This is a genomic window from Streptomyces sp. NPDC001219 (genome assembly GCF_053597915.1).
The window spans coordinates 1-18129 of record NZ_JBSFJF010000113.1 but is presented as its reverse complement, the minus strand read 5'-3'; the positions used below and the strand labels follow the sequence as shown (position 1 = coordinate 18129).

The following is an 18129-nucleotide window of genomic DNA, read 5'->3' as shown; positions in this document are numbered from 1 at the left end:
GCGCATCGGTCACCGACAACGGCGGAATCTTCGGACCCGGACGACTCATACCCAACCAACGACGAATCTCTGACTCAGGTCACTAGGTGTGTTGTCCGGCTCGATCGCCCTCCTCCGGGACCGCGGGGCCTGCCGCCGGCCGCGGTCACCCGTCCGGTACGGCGCGCTGCCGTGCGTCACAGGTACTGCGCGTAGTCGTCCAGCGTCCGCAGTACGTCCGCCTCCCCGGCCGCGGGCAGTTGCAGCACCACCTCGTGCAGGCCCAGTTCGCGGTAGTGCGCCAGCTTTCCGGCCGACGGGCGGACCGCGTACGGCACCACCACCGGCTCACCGGTGCGTCCGGCGTCCGCCCACGCCTGCCGCAGCACCGGAACGGTCTCGGTCAGCCCCCGCCCGCCGATCGGCAGCCAGCCGTCCGCGTACGCGGCGATCTGCCCGAAGAGCTTGGGCCCGGCCGCGCCGCCCAGGAGGATGCGGGGCGCGCCGTTGGCCGGCTTGGGGTGGGCGAAGGACGCCCGTACCGACCCGAACGCGCCCTTGTACGCGGTCGGTTCGTCGGCCCACAGGGCGCGCATCAGCGCCACCCGGTCCCGGGTCAGCTCCCGCCGGGTCGACCACTCCACCCCGTGGTCGGCGGCCTCCTCGACGTTCCAGCCGTAGCCGATGCCGAGGGTGAAGCGGCCACCGGAGAGGAAGTCGAGGGTCGCGACCTGCTTGGCGAGGCCGACCGGGTCGTGCTGGGCGACCAGGGTGATGCCGGTGCCGAGGGCGAGCCGTTCGGTGACCGCGGCGGCCTGGCCGAGCGCGATGAACGGGTCGAGGGTCCGGCCGTATTCGCGCGGCAGGGGATCGCCCATGGGCGCGGGAGTCTCCCGTCCTGCCGGGATGTGGGTGTGCTCCGGGAGATAGAGGCCGGCGAATCCGCGCTGTTCGAGCTCGTGGCCCAGCCGGTCCGGCCGGATCGTCTCGTCGGTCAGAAAGATCGTGGTCGCGATCCGCATGCTGGGACACCTCCGCGTCGGGGCTGTGCGTGACCGCATGGTGCCTCACCGCCCGACGGTTATCCACAGCCCTTTCGCTCGGTGTCACAGCCGCGTACAACAGATTTCACGCGGCGCGACGAGCCGGCCGCGCGGCGGACACCGCACGACACAGGGGGGCGGGATGGAACGGCGTGATGTTCTGAGACTTTCGGCGGTTGCGGGCGCGACGGGCGCGCTTACGCTCGGACGTGTGAGCTTCGCCGAGGCGGCGTCCGCCGACGGGCGGTCCGGAGGCGGGCCGGGCGAGCGGACCCGGCGGGTCACCGGCCATCTGCCCACGGGCGCACCCGACTTCGTGTACCTGCCGGTCGAAGTGCCGCGCGGGGTGCGCGAAATCGCCGTGTCCTACCGCTACGACAGGCCCACCGTCCCCGAGGGCACGGCCGGCAACGCCTGTGACATCGGCATCTTCGACGAACGGGGCACGGACCTCGGCGGCGCCGGCTTCCGCGGCTGGTCGGGCGGGGCGCGCACGGAGTTCTTCCTGCGCGCCGACGAGGCCACCCCCGGCTATCTCCCCGGCCCCGTCAACGCCGGCACCTGGCATATCGCCCTCGGCCCGTACACGGTCGCTCCGCAGGGGCTGACCTACGACGTCACGGTCACCCTGAAGTACGGCCCCCAGGGGCGCACCCCGGCGCCCGTCCATCCCCCCGAGCGCGCCCGGGGCCGGGGCCGTGCGTGGTACCGCGGCGACAACCATCTGCACTCCGTCCACTCCGACGGCAGGCGCACCCCCGCCGAGATCGCCGCGCTGGCCCGCGCCGCCGGGCTGGACTTCCTCACCACCTCCGAGCACAACACCACCTCCTCCCATCGCGCCTGGGACGGCCTGTGGGGCGATGACCTGCTGATCCTGACCGGCGAGGAGGTCACCACCCGCAACGGCCACGTGCTGGCGATGGGGACCGACCCCGGGGTCTTCGTCGACTGGCGCTACCGGGCCCGCGACAACGCCTTCGGGAAGTACGCACGCGCCATCCGGCGGGCCGGCGGCCTGGTCATCCCGGCGCATCCGCACGCCACCTGCATCGGCTGCAACTGGAAGTTCGGACTGAACGAGGCCGACGCGGTGGAGGTCTGGAACGGCCCGTACACCCCCGATGACGAGGTCACCCTCGCCGAGTGGGACAACACCCTGGTCGCCCACTCACGGGGCCGCGCCGAATGGCTGCCGGCCGTCGGCCACAGCGACGCCCATCGCGACCCCGATGTCGTCGGACTGCCGCAGACCGTGGTGCTCGCCGACGACCTCTCGCGCCGGGCGGTGCAGGACGGCATCCGGGCCGGCCGGGTCTGGATCGCCGAGTCGTCGAAGGTCGGCCTGACGTTCTCGGTCACCGGGGAGCGGGGCGAACACGCCGGAATCGGCGAGCGGCTGGCGGTCTCCGGTACGGCGCAGGTCACCGCGCGGCTGACGGTCTCCGGCGCCCCCGGCTGCACGGTCTCCTTCGTCACCGACCAGGGACGGCTGCACTCCGCCCCGCTGTCCCCCTCGGGCGACGGCACCGTCAGCTGGCAGACCACCCCCGATCACGCCGCCTACATACGCGCGGAGGTCCGCCACCCCGCGACCACCCCCGGCCTGCCGGGCCCCATGGCGGCGATGACCAACCCGGTCTTCCTGGGGCGCCGGGGCTGAGCCGGGCGGGGCTGAGTCAGGCGGGGCTGAGCCGGGCGGGGCTGAGTCAGGCGGGGCTGAGCCGGGCGGGGCTGAGCCGGGCGGGGCTGACGGCGTCGGGAGGGGGAGCCCGGCGCGGGCGGGCCCCTGCGCCCTCCCCCCCGCACCCCTGCTCCCCAACTCCCCCGCTCCCTCCCTACTCCTCCACCACCAGCGCCGGCGTGGCACGGGTCAGTACCTCGCCGCGGAAGAAGGCGGGGCTGCGGCGCTGCATCAGCAGCATGATCACGACGCCGAGCAGCAGCAGTCCGACACCGATGACGAAGACCGAGCCGATACCGAAGACCGAACTGCCCGATCCATAGGCGGGGTTCCACATGTCGACCAGCGTTTTGCCGAAGACGGCTGCGAGCAGGGCGCCGCCCAGCGCCGGGAAGATCCCCTTGAACAGCAGGTCGCGGGCCGAGTTCCGCAGCTCGCCGCGGAAGAACCAGGCACAGGCGAAGGCGGTGATCGCGTAGTAGAAGCAGATCATGAGGCCGAGTGCGTAGATGGTGTCGATCAGCACGTTCTCGCTGAGGAAGCTCATCACGGCGTAGAAGACACCGGTGGCGACACCGGCCGCCACGGTCGCCTGCGCCGGGGAGCGGAACCGCGGGTGAATCCTGGCGAAGGACGCGGGCAGCGCCTCGTAGGTGCTCATCGCCAGGACCGTACGGGCCACCGGGATGAAGGTGGTCTGAAGGCTGGCCGCGGCCGAGGCGAGGACCGCGACGAAGAGGAGTACGCCGAGCACGGTGCCCATGACGGGGTCGGCGAGCGCGGCGAAGACGTTGTCGGCGGTGTCCGGGTTGCCGAGGCCCGGCCCCCGGTTGCCGACGCCGGAGAACATCTGGGCGGCGACGGCGGTGAGGAGGTAGGAGCCGATCAGCACGACCATGGCCAGCAGGGCCGCCCGGCCGGGTGTCTTCGCGCTGCCGGCGGTCTCCTCGTTGACGGTGAGGCAGGCGTCCCAGCCCCAGAACATGAAGATCGACAGCGACAGGCCGGCCGTGAACGACGAGAACGACTGGACGGCGAACGGGTCGAGCCAGGTCCAGGAGAAGTCGAGGGAGCCGGCGAAGTCGCCGGACCGTGCCTTGGTCACGGCCAGCGCGACGAACACCGCGAGCACCGCGAGCTGGAGCCCGACCAGGGCGTACTGGACGCCCTTGGTGGCGGTCATCCCGCGGTAGCTGATGGCCGTGGCGAGGGCGATGAAGGCCAGGCAGGTCAGCACATGGGCGGCCTTGTTGTCGTCGAGGGCGGCGACGGCCTGGCTGCCGGTGAGTTCGCCGAGCAGCAGATAGAAGAACGAGGTGGCGACGCCCGCCAGATTGGAGAGCACGATGATCGTGGCGATCACCAGCCCCCAGCCGCACATCCAGCCGACCCGTGGCCCGAAGGCCTTGACCGTCCAGGTGAAGGAGGTGCCGCAGTCCGGCACGGCCTTGTTGAGCTCGCGGTAGGCGAAGGCGACCAGCAGCATCGGCAGGAAGCCCGCGAGGAAGACGGCGGGCATCTGCACCCCGACCTCGCCGACCGTGGGGCCGAGGGTCGAGGTGAGGCAGTACACGGGTGCGACAGTCGAGACGCCGATGACCGCGCTGCCGAGCAGCCCCACGGAGTTGCCGCTGAGGCCCTTGCCGCGGGTGCCGCCGCCGGTGTCACCGACGGGAGCGCCGACGCTCGTTACCGTGTCCCCGGTCTGGGGCCGGGGGTCAACCTGAACCATGAACAGGACGTTAGGGGCTGCTGTATCCGCATCCGGAAGATCATCCTCCGCAGGGCAGACCTTCACCACAAAGGCCAATCCCCCATCCACGCCCACCATTGCGAGGGCAGGAGAAGGGAGCGCCTTCACATCAACGCTTCCGACTTACATCTTTCGCATTGCGAGAACCGCAGCAACGTCCGCTTTGCCCCAGTTCAAAATTTTCCCGTCCCCCCGCCGTTCCCACAGCAGCAGCCGAGCCGGTCCCGGCACCCCGCCCGGCCGCCGCACCCCCGCCGCCACACCCCACCGCCGCACCCCGCCTCCTCACCCCGGCCAGACGATCGCCTGCAGCTCGCTGTAGGCATGCAGCGCGTAGGAGCCGACATCACGACCCACCCCGCTCTTCTTGAAGCCGCCGAACGGCGCCTCCATGTTCCGCCCGACCGTGTTCACCCCGACCCCGCCGGCCCGCAGCCGCCGGGCCACCCGGAAGGCGCGGGCGACATCGCCGGACCACACGTAGTCGATCAGCCCGTAGTCGCTGTCGTTGGCGAGGGCGATCCCCTCGTCCTCGTCGTCGAAGGGCAGGACGGCGACGACCGGACCGAAGATCTCCTCCCGGACGACCCGCATGTCCGGGGTGCAGTCGGCCAGCAGCGTCGGCGCCACGTAGAAGCCGCGCTCCGGAAGGGGCTGCCGTCCGCCGCCCGCCACGACCCGGGCGCCCTCCTTCCTGCCCAGCTCGACGTACGACGCGATCCGGTCGCGGTGCGCGGCCGAGATCACCGGACCGACCACCGTCCCCGGCGCACGGGGATCGCCGACCGTCAGCCGCCCCAGGTACCGCGTCAGCCCTTCCACCAGCGCCTCGTACACCCCGCGCTGCGCGATCACCCGCGTCGGCGCGGTGCAGATCTGCCCGCTGTAGAAGGAGTACGTCGTACCGATGCCGGCCACCGCCGAGTCCAGGTCCGCGTCATCGAAGACCAGCGCGGCGCCCTTCCCGCCCAGCTCCATGAGCTGGCGTTTCATGCCGCGGCCGCACACCTCGGCGATGCGCTGCCCGACGGCCGTCGAACCGGTGAAGCTCACCATGTCCACGTCCGGCGCGTCCACGGCCGCCTCGCCGACCGCCGGGGAGGCGCCGCTGACCACGTTCACGACGCCCGGCGGCGCCCCCGCCTCCGCCAGCGCCGCGGCCATCCGGTAGACCGACAGCGGGTCCTGCGGGGCGGGCTTCACCACGACGGTGTTGCCCATCGCCAGCGCCGGGGCGATCTTGCCCGCCGGATTGGCCCAGGGGTTGTTGTACGAGGTGATGCAGGTGACCACGCCGACCGGCTGCCGTACCGCCAGGGCGCCGAGCACACCCGCCTTCCCCATCGGCCCGGCCTCGTTGATCTGCGGCGGCAGCGCCTGCTCCACGGGCTCCAGCGCCCCCTTCGCATACCGCCGGAAGCGCGCCACCCCCACCGCGACCTGCATCCCGCGCGCCGTGCCGGTCGTCGCCCCGCTCTCCGCCTGCGCCAGCTCGGCGTGCGCCGCGGAATCCCGCTGCATCACCTCGGCGGCCCGGTCGAGGATCGCGGCGCGCCGCTGCGGCGACGTCCCGGACCAGGCGGGGAAGGCCTCGCGGGCCGCGGCCGCCGCCTGGCGCACCTGCTCCGCGCTCGCCTCGGGCGCGAGCCCGACGACCCCCTCCGTCGCCGGGTCGATGACCTCGTAGTGCCCGCCGTCCGGCGCGGCCCACTCCCCGCCGATGAACAACCGCTCCGGAGCCGTCATGTGCCGCTCACCGCCCCCGCGCCCGGCGCACCGCACCGCGGACCGCCCGGGCCCGGCGCCGCGCCCCGCATCACGAGCCGCCGCTCACCCCCGACCGCCACCGCGCCCGCCCCCCGCCGCGTCACCGTCACTTCGTGCTCACCGTCCTCGTGTCCCGCCCCGACCGCAGGACCGTCCCCGGTACCGCGCCGGTCACCACGTCCTCGCGGATCGTCTCGACGCCGTTGACCCACACCGCGTTGATGCCGATCGCCCGGGAGTCCAGCCGCGGGCTGTCGCCGGGCAGGTCGTGGACGAGGGTGGCCTTGCCCGCGTCGATCCGCTCGGGGTCGAAGAGGACCAGGTCGGCGTGCCAGCCCTCCTCGATGCGGCCCCGCTCCCGCAGGCCGAAGAGCTGCGCGGGGTCGTCGGTCAGCATCTTCACGGCCTGCTCCAGGCCCATCAGCTTGCGGCCGCGCAGACAGTCGCCGAGGAAGCGCGTGGTGTACGGGGCGCCGCACATCCGGTCCAGGTGCGCGCCCGCGTCCGACCCGCCCAGCAGGACGTCCTCGTGCTGCCAGGTCTCGGCGCGCAGCGCCCAGGAGTCCGGGTCGTTGTCGGTGGGCATCGGCCACAGGACGGTGCGCAGCTGGTCGTTGGCGCAGATCTCGACCAGGCACGCGAACGGCTCCTGGCCGCGCTCGGCGGCGATGTCCTTGACGACGCGTCCGGTGAGGCCCTCGTTGGCGGCGGAGTAGGTGTCGCCGATGACGTACCGGCCGAAGTGGGTGAGCCGCCGGAAGACGCCCGCCTCCTTGCTGTCCGCGCGCCGCAGCATCTCGGCCCGGACGGCGGGGTCACCGAGCTTCGCGATCCGTTCGGGGACCGGCAGGCCCAGGATGTCGCCCCATCCGGGGATCAGGTTCAGGGCGCAGAAGGTCCCCAGGGACATGTTCATGGGGGTGAGGATCGGCATGGTCAGCGCCACGATCCGGCCACCCGCCTCCCGGGCCCGTGCGCTGGGTATCAGCTGCCGCGGCACCCGTTCGGGCACCGCCGCGTCGATGGTCAGCACGTTCCAGTTCAGCGGGCGTCCGGCCGCCGCGCTCATCTCGACGAGCAGCTCGATCTCGGCGTCGCTGAACTGGTCGAGGCAGCCGGCCACGATCGCCTCGATCTGGGTGCCCTCGTGCTCGGCGACCGCCCGGGACAGCGCGAGCAGTTCGGCCGGTGCGGCGTGCCGGGAGGCGACCGGCTGTCCGTCCCCGTCGGTGTGGGTGGCGGACTGGGTGGTGGAGAAGCCCCACGCCCCGGCCGCCATCGCCTCGTGGAAGAGCGCGAGCATCCGCTCCAGCTGGGCGGGCGTCGGCTGTCCGCCAACGGCGTCCTCGCCCATGACGTGGCGGCGCAGTGCGCAATGCCCCACCATGAAGCCCGCGTTGACGGCGATCCGCCCCTCCAGGGCGTCGAGGTACTCGCCGAACGAACTCCACGACCAGGGCGCCCCCTCTTCGAGCGCCACCAGGGACATGCCCTCGACCTTGGACATCATCCGGCGGGTGTAGTCGGCGTCGGCGGGCCGCTCCGGGTTCAGCGGGGCGAGCGTGAACCCGCAGTTGCCGCCCGCCACGGTCGTCACCCCGTGGTTGAGCGAGGGCGTCGCGTACGGGTCCCAGAAGAGCTGCGCGTCGTAGTGGGTGTGCGGATCGACGAAGCCGGGGGCGAGGACGATCCCGGTCGCGTCCTCGCTGCTCCTCGCCTCCTCGGTGACGGTGCCGGGCGGCGCGACGACGGCGATCCGCCCGTCGCGGATGCCGACATCGGCGGTGAACGAGGGCGTGCCCGTCCCGTCCACAACGGTCGCGCCCTTGATCAGGTGGTCGAACATGGGGTGCGCCCCCTTCCCCTCGGCGGACTTCAGCTGCCCGCGGCCTGCCGGAACCGGGTCGTGCGGTGCACCGGATCGGTGTCGATCTTCGGGATCACGTGCTCGCCGATCAGCCGGATCGAGTTCATGGTGTCCTCGTACGAGATCCCGATCGGCAGCCCGAAGCTCAGCTGGTCGGCGCCGGCCTGCTCCCAGCGCCTGCACTGTCCGAGCACCTCGTCCGGGTCGCCGCAGATCATCAGCTCCTCGGCGATCAGCAGCTCGATGATCTCGGTGGTGTAGTCGGGCAGCAGCTCGGGCCACTCGGGGATGCCGTCGGGCCGCGGGAAGGTGTCGTGGTAGCGGAAGACCAGCGACTGGAGGTAGTTGAGACCGCCGTTGACCGCGATCTCCACGGCCTTGTCGTGCGTCTCGGCGCAGATCGCGGTGGAGGTGACCATCACGTTGTCGTTGACGAAGTCACCGACCGGTTCGGCGTCCCGGACCGCGGTCTTGTACTGCTCCAGCACCCACTCCATGTCGGAGACCTTCTGCACGCTGAAGCCGAGGACCCCGAGGCCCTTCTTCGCCGCCATGGCGTAGGAGGCCGGTGAGCCGGCCGCGTACCACATCGGCGGGTGGGAGGCCCCGTACGGCTTGGGGAAGATCTTGCGCGGCGGCAGCTGCCAGTGTTTGCCCTGGAACCCGGGGTACTCCTCCTGGAGCCACATCTTCGGGAACTCGGCGATGGTCTCTTCCCAGATCTCCTTGGTGTGGTTCATGTCGGTGATGCCCGGCAGGAAGCCCAGGATCTCGTGGCTGCCGGCGCCCCGTCCGCTGCCGAACTCGAAGCGGCCCTCGCTGAGGTGGTCGAGCATGGCGACCTTCTCGGCGACCTTCACGGGGTGGTTGACCTGGGCGAGCGGGTTGAAGATCCCGGAGCCCAGATGGATGCGCTCGGTCGCGTGGGCCAGATAGCCGAGGAAGACGTCGTTGGCGGAGAGGTGGGAGTACTCCTCCAGGAAGTGGTGCTCGGACGCCCAGGCGTACTTGAAGCCGGACTTGTCCGCCTGGATGACGTACTCGGTCTCCTCCATCAGCGCCTTGTGCTCCGCGAGCGGGTCGGTCTCGGCCCGCTTGCCCACGTATCCCTGTACAAAGAGCCCGAATTCCAAGGAGGTTCACCGTCCCTGTGGCTATATCTGACGAACCGTCAGATTGGATGTGCCGACTGTTCCACCGCGTGCGGGGAGCGTCAAGAGCCGTCACCGGCGCTGTCTGACATACCGTCAGATGATGCTGACCCCCGCCAGCCACCCGCCGTCGACCACGAACGGCTGCCCGGTGATGTACGACGAGTCCTCGCACGACAGGAAGAGCGCCAGCCTGGCGACCTCCTCCGGCTGCCCGATCCGCCCCAGCGGCACCAGCTTCCGGTAGAGCTCGTCCACGGCCCGCTTCGACTCCGCCGGATCGGCGTCCGGGTCGAGCGCGGCCGGGTTGGTCATCGGGGTGTCCACCGCCCCCGGGCACACCGCGTTGACCCGGATCTTCCGCGACGCCAGCTCCACCGCGGCGACCCGGGTCAGCCCGAGGACCGCGTGCTTGGTCGCGGCGTACGCGCCGACGAAGGCCATCCCCGTCAGCGCCGTGTAGGAGGCGGTGTTGACGATCGTGCCGCCGCCGGCCGCCTCGATCTCGGGGGCCACCGTGCGGATGCCCAGGAAGCAGCCGACCTGGTTGACCTGCACCACCTGCTGGAACTCCGCCAGGGGTGTGGAGACCAGCTCGTTGAAGCGCAGTATCCCGGCGTTGTTGACCAGCCCGTCGATCTTGCCGAAGGCGTCCTTGGCGGCGACGGCCGCGGCCTGCCAGTCCTCCTCCCGCGTCACGTCCAGACGGACGTAGCGCGCGGTGTCCTCCCCCAGCTCCGCGGCGAGCGCCGCACCCCGCTCGTCCAGCACGTCCCCGAGCACCACCCGCGCGCCCTCCGCGGCGAACAGCCGCGCCTCCTGCTCCCCCTGCCCGCGCGCCGCACCCGTGACCACGACGACCCGTCCGTCGAGCTTGCCCATGCCTGCACTCCTCCGCTGGTGAGTACGTGACCGCCGGGGCGTGCGCCGTCAGCCGTTGAGCAACGGCGCGACCTCCGCCCCGAACGCCGCCATCTGGTCCGTCAGTTCGGCGCGGCTCCGGCTGCGGAACCGCACCTGGATCTGCTGTACGCCCATCGCTCCGTACTCCCGCAGCGAGTCCGCGATCCGCTCGGCCGGCCCGGACAGCGTCCGCCGGCCGACCTCCCAGCCCGGCTCGCCGACGTGGAGCGGCTCGGCGATGGTGCCGATCACGGCCGGCTCCTCGATGCCGGCCGCCTCCCGCAGCCGCCGCAGCCGGGTGATCTGACCGGGCAGCTGGTCGCGCCGGTCCCCCTGCGGGAGCCAGCCGTCGCCCCGCTCGGCGGCCCGGCGTACGGCGGCGGGCGAGGAGCCGCCCACCCAGATCGGCGGCCGCGGGGTCTGCACGGGCCGCGGCGCCTGCCCCAGCCCCTCGAACGCGAACCGCTTCCCCGTGAACTCCGGGAACTCGTCGGGTCCCAGCGCCGCCTTCAGCGCGTCGACGGTCTCGTCCAGTACCGCCCCGCGCCGTCCGAAGTCCGCCCCGAGCACCGCGAACTCCTCCGGTACGTGCCCGGCGCCCACTCCGAGGATCAGCCGTCCGCCGGAGAGCCGGTCCAGCGTCGCGTACTGCTTGGCCGTGATCAGCGGATGCCGGAGCCCGGCCACCGCGACATGGCTCAGCAGCCGGACCCGCTCGGTGACCGCCGCCAGATGGGCCAGCGTCGCCACCGGGTCGTACCAGACGGTGCTCATCGCCTCGGCCAGCCGCCGCGGAATCGCCACATGCTCACAGCAGGCGACGTACGCGAAGCCGGACCGGTCCGCCGCCCGCGCGACCTCGACCAGATCAGCGGGCCCCGCGGCCGCCTCCCAGGACTCCGCGAAGAGCGTGCTCTGCGACTGCACCGGCAACTGCATGCCGTACACCAGCCGACCGTCCGCCGGCCGCCACACCCCACCACGCACGCCGTCCACCGGCCCTCCAGCCCTGTCCGAATCGGAGTTCGTCCCGTGCCCCGCTCCCGCTCACCCCGCCCACAGGCCCTCCGCCGTCAGCCCCAGCAGCGCGATGGCGTTCCCCCGGACGATCCGCTCCACCACATCCGGCGCCAGGTGCCCCATCTGGTCCTCGCCGACCTCCCTCGACTTCGGCCAGGTCGAGTCCGAGTGCGGGTAGTCCGTCTCGTACAGCACGTTCCCCACGCCGATCGCGTCCAGGTTCCGCAGGCCGAAGGCGTCGTCGAAGAAGCAGCCGTGGACATGCTCGGTGAAGAGTTCGGAGGGCGGGCGGAGGACCTTGTCGGCGACGCCGCCCCAGCCGCGGTTCTCCTCCCAGACCACGTCCGCACGTTCGAGGACATACGGAATCCAGCCGATCTGGCCCTCCGCGTACATGATCTTCAGGTTCGGGAAGCGGTCGAACTTCCCGCTCATCAGCCAGTCGACCATCGAGAAGCAGCAGTTGGCGAAGGTGATCGTGGAGCCGACCGCGGCCGGGGCGTCGGCGGAGGTCGAGGGCATCCTGCTGGACGAGCCGATGTGCATGGCCACGACCGTGCCGGTCTCGTCACAGGCGCGCAGGAAGGGGTCCCAGTAGTCGGTGTGGATGCTGGGCAGCCCCAGGTGGGGCGGGATCTCGCTGAAGCAGACGGCACGGACGCCGCGGGCCGCGTTGCGCCGTACCTCCGCGGCGGCCAGTTCGGCGTCCCACAGGGGGATCAGGGCGAGCGGGATCAGCCGCCCCCCGGCCTGCGGGCCGCACCACTCCTCCACCATCCAGTCGTTGTAGGCACGCACGCTCAGCAGGCCCAGTTCACGGTCCTTGGCCTCGGTGAACGTCTGGCCGCAGAAGCGGGGGAAGGTGGGGAAACAGAGCGCGGACTGGACGTGGTTGACGTCCATGTCGGCCAGCCGTTCGGGGACGCTGAAGGAGCCCGGCCGCATCTGCTCGTAGGTGATGCCTTCGAGCCTGATGTCGTCACGGGCGTAGCCGACGGCGGTGTCCAGGCGGGTCAGCGGACGGTGCAGGTCCTCGTAGACCCACCAGTCGGCTATGGGCCCGCCGTCACCTTCGGCGCCCATCTTCGGGGCGAACTTTCCGCCCACGAACGTCATTTCCTTCACGGGCGCCCGGACGATGCGCGGACCGAGGTCGTGGTACTTCGACGGGAGCCGGTCCCGCCAGACGTTGGGGGGCTCCACCGTGTGGTCGTCCACCGAGATGATCTTCGGGAAGGTCTCCATGGCGGATACGGTAGCGCCGATCTGACGGTCCGTCAGTAATGCGTGCACGGGCCGGTTCCGGAACGGTGAGGACCGCAGGCGGGCGGCGGCCGGGGCGGGGTGCGGGCGCCGGAGAGGAGGGCCGCGGTCCGGCGCGATCGGGCCGTCACGGGGGGCACCCGTCGGACAAAGGGCGCGCGGAGGTGGACCTTCCGCGCGCCCTTGTGCGCTGGCGCATACGCCACTTGATCGCCCGAGGAGGCTTTGTGCATGCTCCGGACCCCTACTGACGTACGGGGCCGGGACAAGGCAGACTGACCGTTGCGCACGGTGAACCGATGCGAACGGTACGAACGGACGGCACAAGGCAGGGGGACTCATGGACCACAGTCCGGGGCAGGGGCGGGAGCGGCTCCGCTTCTCCGTGCTCGGCCCCGTGCGGGCCTGGCGCGGCCATGCGCCGCTGGCTGCGGGCTCCCCGCAGCAGCGTGCACTGCTCGCCGCACTGCTGCTGCGCGGCGGCCGTACCGCCACCGCACCCGAGCTCGTCGACGCGCTGTGGGGCGACGAACCGCCGCACGCCGCGCTCGCCGCCCTGCGCACCTACGCCTCACGGCTCCGCAAGGCACTGGGCGACGACGCCGCCGCCCTGGTCAGCGAGTCCGGCGGCTACGCGATCCGCTCGGTGGACGGCCACCCGCTGGACCTGGACCATGACCACGCCGAGCAGTACGCGGCCGAGGCCGAGAAGGCCAAGACCGTCGGCGACCGCGGCCGCGCCCGCGAACTCCTCGACGCCGCGCTCGCCCTGTGGGACGGCGAGCCCCTGGCCGGCCTCCCCGGCCCGTACGCCGACACCCAGCGCACCCGCCTCGACGAGTGGCGGCTGACCCTGCTGGAGATGCGCCTCGAACTCGACCTGGAGGTCGGCTGCCACGCCGAGGCGGTCTCCGAACTGACCGCCCTCACCGCCGCCCACCCGCTGCGCGAGCGGCTGCGGGAACTCCTCATGCTGGCGCTGTACCGCAGCGGGCGCCAGGCCGAGGCGCTGGCCGTCTACACCGACACCCGCCAGCTGCTCGACGAGGAGCTGGGCGTCGAACCCCGCGCCTCGCTCGCCGAACTCCAGCAGCGGATTCTCCGCGCGGACCCGGAGCTGGACGCACCCGTCCTCGTCACCTTCGACGCGGACCCCGCCGGCCCCGCCATCGTGCGCCCGCAGCAACTCCCGGCCACCGTCGCCGACTTCACCGGCCGCGCCGCCTTCGTCTCCGAACTCGGCGACCAGCTCGCCACCGCCGAGGGCAGCGTCATGGCCGTCTCCGCCCTCACCGGCATCGGCGGCGTCGGCAAGACCACCCTGGCCGTCCATGTCGCGCACACCGCCCGGGACCGTTTCCCGGACGGCCAGCTGTACGTCGATCTACAGGGTGCGGGCCACAACCCTTCCGAACCGGAGGCGGTACTGGGGGCGTTTCTAAGGGCACTGGGTACCGCTGACTCCGCCATCCCGGACGGCCTTGAGGAGCGCGCCGCGCTGTACCGCTCCACCCTTGCCGGACGCCGGGTACTGGCGCTGCTCGACAACGCGCGGGACGCCGCGCAGATCCGTCCGCTGCTCCCCGGGTCGGAGGGCTGCGCGGCGCTGATCACCAGCCGGGCTCGTATGATCGATCTAGCCGGAGCGCATCTGATCGACCTGGACGTGATGAGTCCCGAGGAGGCACTGGCCCTCTTCACCCGCATCGTCGGCGAGGAGCGCGTCACCTCCGAACGCCAGGCCGCCATGGCCGTCGTCGGCGCCTGCGGCTTCCTGCCGCTGGCCATCCGGATCGCCGCCTCCCGGCTGGCCGCCCGCCGTACGTGGACGGTCTCGACCCTGGCCAGCAAGCTCGCCGACGAACGCCGCCGCCTGGACGAACTCCGCGCGGGCGACCTCGCCGTCAAGGCCACCTTCGAGCTGGGCTACGGCCAGCTCGAGCCCCACCAGGCCCGCGCCTTCCGGCTGCTGGGCCTCGCCGACGGCCCAGACATCTCGCTGGCGGCCGCGGCGGCCATACTCGATCTCGACATCGATGCCGCGGAGGACCTGGTCGAATCCCTGGTCGACGCCAGCCTGATGGAATCCGCGGCCCCCGGCCGCTATCGCTTCCACGATCTGGTCCGGCTCTACGCCCGCGCCTGCGCGGAACGGGACGAACTGCCGCCCTCCGAGCGGGACGCGGCCCTGTCACGGCTGCTGGACTTCTATCTGGCGACAGCCGCCAGGATGTACGCCCTGGAGCGGCCCGGCGACCGGCTCGTCGACCATATGGAGACTCCCACGTATCCGGGGCTGGATCTGACGGACCGGCAGGCCGCGCTGGCCTGGCTGTTCAACGAGGCCAGCTGCGTGCTCGCCTGCGCTCAGCAGGCAACGGGCCCAGCCCTTCTGCGCCGCTCCGTCGACCTGCTACTGCTGACCCTGGATCTCGCCGAGTCCGGCGCCGACGCCCGACAGTACGAGCAGGCCAATGTGCGGCTGCTGGAAGCCGCACTGGCGGCCGAGGACGAGCACGCCCAAGCCCGCCTGCACACTTCGCTCACCAACGTCCACACCCTTGCGGGACGGCTCGACGAGGCGGATGAGCACGCCAAGTTGGCCATGCTCCTCGGGTTGGCCGTGGGTGACCCCTTCTCCTCCTCCAACGCGCCCAATGACCGGGCCATCATCGCCGGAGAGCAGAAGCGGCACGGGGACGCGGAGGCCTACCTCAACCAAGCGCTCGCCGCCTTCCGCGAGGACAACAACGAGCAGTCAGAGGCGAGCGCACTCTGCAACCTCTCCCGGGTTCACCTGGATACCGGGCGTACGGAGAGCGCCATCGCGCTCGCCGAACAGGGCATCGCCATCTACCGTCGGCTCGGGGCCGAACGGCGCCTGGCCAACGGCATGTACGCGCTGGCCCTGGCCTTCACGCTGGCCGACCGTCTGGACGACGCCACAGTTCATCTGACGAACGCCCTGGCGATATTCCGGCAGAGCCGGCAGCGGTTCTGGGAAGGCATGACCTACTTCCGGCTCGCCGAGGTCGAACTGGCAGGGAACCGGCCCTCGGATGCGGCCAACCACGCCGAACAGGCGCTGACGACTCTGCGCGGTATCGGTGGCGAATGGTGGCGAGCCAACGCCCTGACCACGCTCGGCCGGGCCCTCCATGCCATCGGGCACACCAGCCGGGCGCGGGTGTGCTGGCAGGAGGCGCTGTCCATCCATGACCGGCTCGGGTCGCCCGAGGCCGCCACGGTGCGCACTCTGCTGACTCCCATGGCCGCCGCATAACAGCAGCTCAGCGGCATCATCGCGGACGTTTATCGATCGTTCATCGCGGAGGGCCACTCTCTTACTTACCGATCCGCCGCCTCGGGGGGCAGGCGGCTCGGTGACCCGGCCCCACCGTAAGGTGTTCGGCCCTGGTACACCTCTCCGGCGGCCCACGGGGGAGTCGCCGGCGAGGCGTACTGTACAGCGCCCATACACAGGAGTTGGTCACCGTGAGCACAGAAGAAGGCAACGTCAAGCCGACCCAGAAGCCGATCATCAAGCCGATGGACAAGCACCGTCCGATCATCGGAGAGGGCACCGCGCAGGAGCCGACGCAGAATCCCGCACCCGGTGTCCTGTCCACGCAGGACAAGCACAGGCCGATCGTGGACCCCCAGTAGTTCTGAGCGGTCCAATCTCGGGGGATCACAGGGGCTGGTTTCGATGGCACGGAGGGGAGCCATCGGGACCGGCCCCTGCGGCGTTTTCCCTTCTGCCCCCTCCACGACACCTTCCAGAAACCGGAGTCCGAATGAACCGACTGAAGAAGACCCTGATATCGCTTGCCGTCGCCGCCGCCGTGACCGGCGCCGTGCTCCCGGTCGTGGCGGACGTCGTCCGGCCCGCATCGGGAGCGAGCCTCGGCCTCCTCGACCGGCACCGCCCCACGCCCCCGCAGTCGAACGACGTCATTCTCTGACGCTCCGTCAGATCCGCTGCTAAAGTCACCCCCATCCGCCCGGGTGACGTGGCCGGGCCCGGACCGCGTTCCGCCCGCCCAGAGCGAGGAGGCGCCATGTTCGACCCCGCCCGTATACAGACGCTCTGGGAACTGGTCGAGTACCGTGCGCGGGCCTCGGGTGGGAGGCCGATGTTCCTCGACGGGGACGGGCGGACCGTCACCTTCGACGGGGTGCGGGACGAGGCCCTGCAGGTGGCGGCCGGGTTCCGGGAGCTGGGGATCGGGGCCGGGACGCGGGTGGCGTGGCAGTTGCCGACGCGGGTCGAAACGGTGGTCGCTTCGCTGGCGCTGGCCCGGCTGGGAGCCGTGCAGACACCGGTCATTCCGCTGCACCGGGAGCGTGAGACCGGCTTCATCCTGGCGGAGTCGGCGGCGGAGTTCGTGCTGGTACCGGGCGTGTGGCGGGGGTTCGACCACACCGCGATGGTGCGGAAGCTCGCCGGGGACGGGGTGCGGGTGCTGCCGGTCGGCGACGGGCTGCCGACGGGGGACCCGGCCGGGCTGCCCGAGGTGGCGCCCGGCGGCGAGGCCACCACCTGGATCTACTACACCTCCGGCACCACCTCCGCCCCCAAGGGGGTGCGGCACACCGATGCCGGCCTCATCGCCGGCGGCGTCGGGCTGGCCACCGCGCTCGGCATGTCCGCGGACGACATCGGCTCGATCGCCTTTCCGTACGCGCACATCGCCGGCCCGGACTACGTCATCGCCATGCTGGTCAGCGGATTTCCCGCGGTCATCCTGGACAGCTTCGAACCGGGGCGCGCGGCCGCGGTCTACCGGCGGCACGGGGTCACCATGGCCGGCGGCAGCACCGCGTTCTACCAGGCGTTCCTGGACGAGTCGCGCCGCTACCGGCGCCAACTGCCGCACGCGGGGCGGCTGATGCCGTCACTGCGGCTGCTCTCCGGCGGCGGGGCGCCACTGCCGCCGGAGCTGTATGCGGCGGCCGGCCGGGAGCTGGGGTGCGCGGTCGTGCACGGGTACGGGATGACCGAGTGCCCGATGATCGCGATGGGGACGCCGTACGACAGCGACGAGCAGCTGTCGCGGACCGTCGGCAGGCCGGTCGTGGGAGCGCGGGTGCGGATCGTGCGGCCGGACGGGTCGGAGGCCGGCACCGGGGAGACCGGCGAGGTCACGCTCAAGGGGACGATGCTCTTCCGCGGGTACACGGACCCGGCGCTGACCGCGGAGGCGTTCACCGCCGACGGCTTCTTCCGCACCGGTGACCTGGGGAGACTGCGCCCGGACGGGCATCTGGTGCTGACCGGGCGGCTGAAGGACATCATCATCCGCAAGGGCGAGAACATCTCCGCGCAGGAGATCGAGGAGCTGCTGCACACCCATCCGGCGGTGGCGGAGGCCGCGGTGATCGGACTGCCGGACCGGGAGCGCGGCGAGCGGGTGTGCGCGGTGGTCACGCCCGCCGATCCGTCCGCGCCGCCGCCGACCCTGGCCGGGCTGACCGCGCATCTGCGGGCGGCGGGGCTGATGACCCAGAAGCTGCCGGAGCAGCTGGAGACCGTCCACGAGCTGCCGCGCGGCGGGCCGCTGAACAAGGTGCTCAAGACGGTGCTGCGGGAGCGGTACGCGGACTAGGGCGTGTCCGCAAAGTCCCGCCTGGCTCGCGGCGTCTGGCACGCACGCTCGCTGCGTTGTCGGGATCGTCCACGTAGACCCACTACGAGG

13 protein-coding genes are annotated in these 18129 nt (G+C 71.7%); 5 read left to right on the top strand and 8 right to left on the bottom strand.

Features of this window, described 5'->3' with window-relative positions; genetic code table 11:
- Positions 1 to 176: 176 nt before the first annotated feature.
- Complete coding sequence (locus ACWC9R_RS35435) at positions 177 to 1001, bottom strand: TIGR03619 family F420-dependent LLM class oxidoreductase (RefSeq protein WP_450737832.1); 825 nt, start codon at positions 999 to 1001, stop codon at positions 177 to 179.
- A 163-nt stretch (positions 1002 to 1164) separates the two neighbouring features.
- Here ACWC9R_RS35435 and ACWC9R_RS35430 point away from each other — a divergent pair, with 163 nt between their 5' ends.
- Positions 1165 to 2685 (top strand): CehA/McbA family metallohydrolase, encoded by a 1521-nt coding sequence (locus tag ACWC9R_RS35430; RefSeq protein WP_450737830.1) that lies wholly within the window; start codon positions 1165 to 1167, stop codon positions 2683 to 2685.
- Between the two features lie 175 nt (positions 2686 to 2860).
- Here ACWC9R_RS35430 and ACWC9R_RS35425 read toward each other — a convergent pair whose 3' ends face one another.
- The 7 genes from ACWC9R_RS35425 to ACWC9R_RS35395 form a co-directional block, all read right to left on the bottom strand.
- Positions 2861 to 4438, bottom strand: a complete 1578-nt coding sequence (locus ACWC9R_RS35425; RefSeq protein ID WP_450737828.1) for an APC family permease — start codon at positions 4436 to 4438, stop codon at positions 2861 to 2863.
- 306 nt (positions 4439 to 4744) lie between these two features.
- Positions 4745 to 6205, bottom strand: coding sequence for an aldehyde dehydrogenase family protein (locus ACWC9R_RS35420; RefSeq protein ID WP_450737826.1), 1461 nt, complete (start codon positions 6203 to 6205; stop codon positions 4745 to 4747).
- Between the two features lie 127 nt (positions 6206 to 6332).
- Positions 6333 to 8072, bottom strand: coding sequence for an N-acyl-D-amino-acid deacylase family protein (locus ACWC9R_RS35415; RefSeq protein WP_450737825.1), 1740 nt, complete (start codon positions 8070 to 8072; stop codon positions 6333 to 6335).
- A 29-nt stretch (positions 8073 to 8101) separates the two neighbouring features.
- Positions 8102 to 9226 (bottom strand): LLM class flavin-dependent oxidoreductase, encoded by a 1125-nt coding sequence (locus ACWC9R_RS35410; protein WP_450737823.1) that lies wholly within the window; start codon positions 9224 to 9226, stop codon positions 8102 to 8104.
- A gap of 114 nt (positions 9227 to 9340) precedes the next feature.
- Positions 9341 to 10126, bottom strand: a complete 786-nt coding sequence (locus tag ACWC9R_RS35405) for an SDR family NAD(P)-dependent oxidoreductase (protein WP_450737821.1) — start codon at positions 10124 to 10126, stop codon at positions 9341 to 9343.
- A gap of 48 nt (positions 10127 to 10174) precedes the next feature.
- Entirely contained in the window at positions 10175 to 11086 is a 912-nt protein-coding gene (locus tag ACWC9R_RS35400) for an LLM class F420-dependent oxidoreductase (RefSeq protein ID WP_450737833.1), read from the bottom strand.
- Positions 11087 to 11194: 108 nt separating this feature from the next.
- Positions 11195 to 12412, bottom strand: a complete 1218-nt coding sequence (locus tag ACWC9R_RS35395; protein WP_450737820.1) for an amidohydrolase family protein — start codon at positions 12410 to 12412, stop codon at positions 11195 to 11197.
- A 358-nt stretch (positions 12413 to 12770) separates the two neighbouring features.
- Between ACWC9R_RS35395 and ACWC9R_RS35390 the strand changes: the two genes are divergently transcribed.
- From ACWC9R_RS35390 to ACWC9R_RS35375, 4 genes are all read left to right on the top strand, one after another.
- Positions 12771 to 15713 (top strand): BTAD domain-containing putative transcriptional regulator, encoded by a 2943-nt coding sequence (locus tag ACWC9R_RS35390; protein WP_450737819.1) that lies wholly within the window; start codon positions 12771 to 12773, stop codon positions 15711 to 15713.
- Positions 15714 to 15925: 212 nt separating this feature from the next.
- On the top strand, positions 15926 to 16096 hold the full coding sequence (locus ACWC9R_RS35385) for a hypothetical protein (RefSeq protein WP_450737817.1): 171 nt from the start codon (positions 15926 to 15928) through the stop codon (positions 16094 to 16096).
- 131 nt (positions 16097 to 16227) lie between these two features.
- Positions 16228 to 16395 carry a hypothetical protein gene (locus ACWC9R_RS35380; RefSeq protein WP_450737816.1) on the top strand — a complete coding sequence of 56 codons (168 nt, stop codon included), beginning with the start codon at positions 16228 to 16230 and terminating at the stop codon, positions 16393 to 16395.
- A gap of 96 nt (positions 16396 to 16491) precedes the next feature.
- The gene (locus ACWC9R_RS35375; RefSeq protein ID WP_450737814.1) at positions 16492 to 18039 is read left to right on the top strand and encodes a class I adenylate-forming enzyme family protein; all 1548 of its coding nucleotides are present in this window, start codon (positions 16492 to 16494) and stop codon (positions 18037 to 18039) included.
- The last annotated feature ends 90 nt before the right edge of the window (positions 18040 to 18129 follow it).

Coding starts and splice junctions, on each gene's coding strand:
- ACWC9R_RS35390 (WP_450737819.1), top strand. CDS start 12,771: ATGGACCACAGTCCGGGGCAGGGGCGGGAGCGGCTCCGCTTCTCCGTG.
- ACWC9R_RS35400 (WP_450737833.1), bottom strand. CDS start 11,086: ATGCAGTTGCCGGTGCAGTCGCAGAGCACGCTCTTCGCGGAGTCCTGG.
- ACWC9R_RS35430 (WP_450737830.1), top strand. CDS start 1,165: ATGGAACGGCGTGATGTTCTGAGACTTTCGGCGGTTGCGGGCGCGACG.
- ACWC9R_RS35395 (WP_450737820.1), bottom strand. CDS start 12,412: ATGGAGACCTTCCCGAAGATCATCTCGGTGGACGACCACACGGTGGAG.
- ACWC9R_RS35405 (WP_450737821.1), bottom strand. CDS start 10,126: ATGGGCAAGCTCGACGGACGGGTCGTCGTGGTCACGGGTGCGGCGCGC.
- ACWC9R_RS35420 (WP_450737826.1), bottom strand. CDS start 6,205: ATGACGGCTCCGGAGCGGTTGTTCATCGGCGGGGAGTGGGCCGCGCCG.
- ACWC9R_RS35415 (WP_450737825.1), bottom strand. CDS start 8,072: ATGTTCGACCACCTGATCAAGGGCGCGACCGTTGTGGACGGGACGGGC.
- ACWC9R_RS35425 (WP_450737828.1), bottom strand. CDS start 4,438: ATGGTTCAGGTTGACCCCCGGCCCCAGACCGGGGACACGGTAACGAGC.
- ACWC9R_RS35380 (WP_450737816.1), top strand. CDS start 16,228: ATGAACCGACTGAAGAAGACCCTGATATCGCTTGCCGTCGCCGCCGCC.
- ACWC9R_RS35435 (WP_450737832.1), bottom strand. CDS start 1,001: ATGCGGATCGCGACCACGATCTTTCTGACCGACGAGACGATCCGGCCG.
- ACWC9R_RS35375 (WP_450737814.1), top strand. CDS start 16,492: ATGTTCGACCCCGCCCGTATACAGACGCTCTGGGAACTGGTCGAGTAC.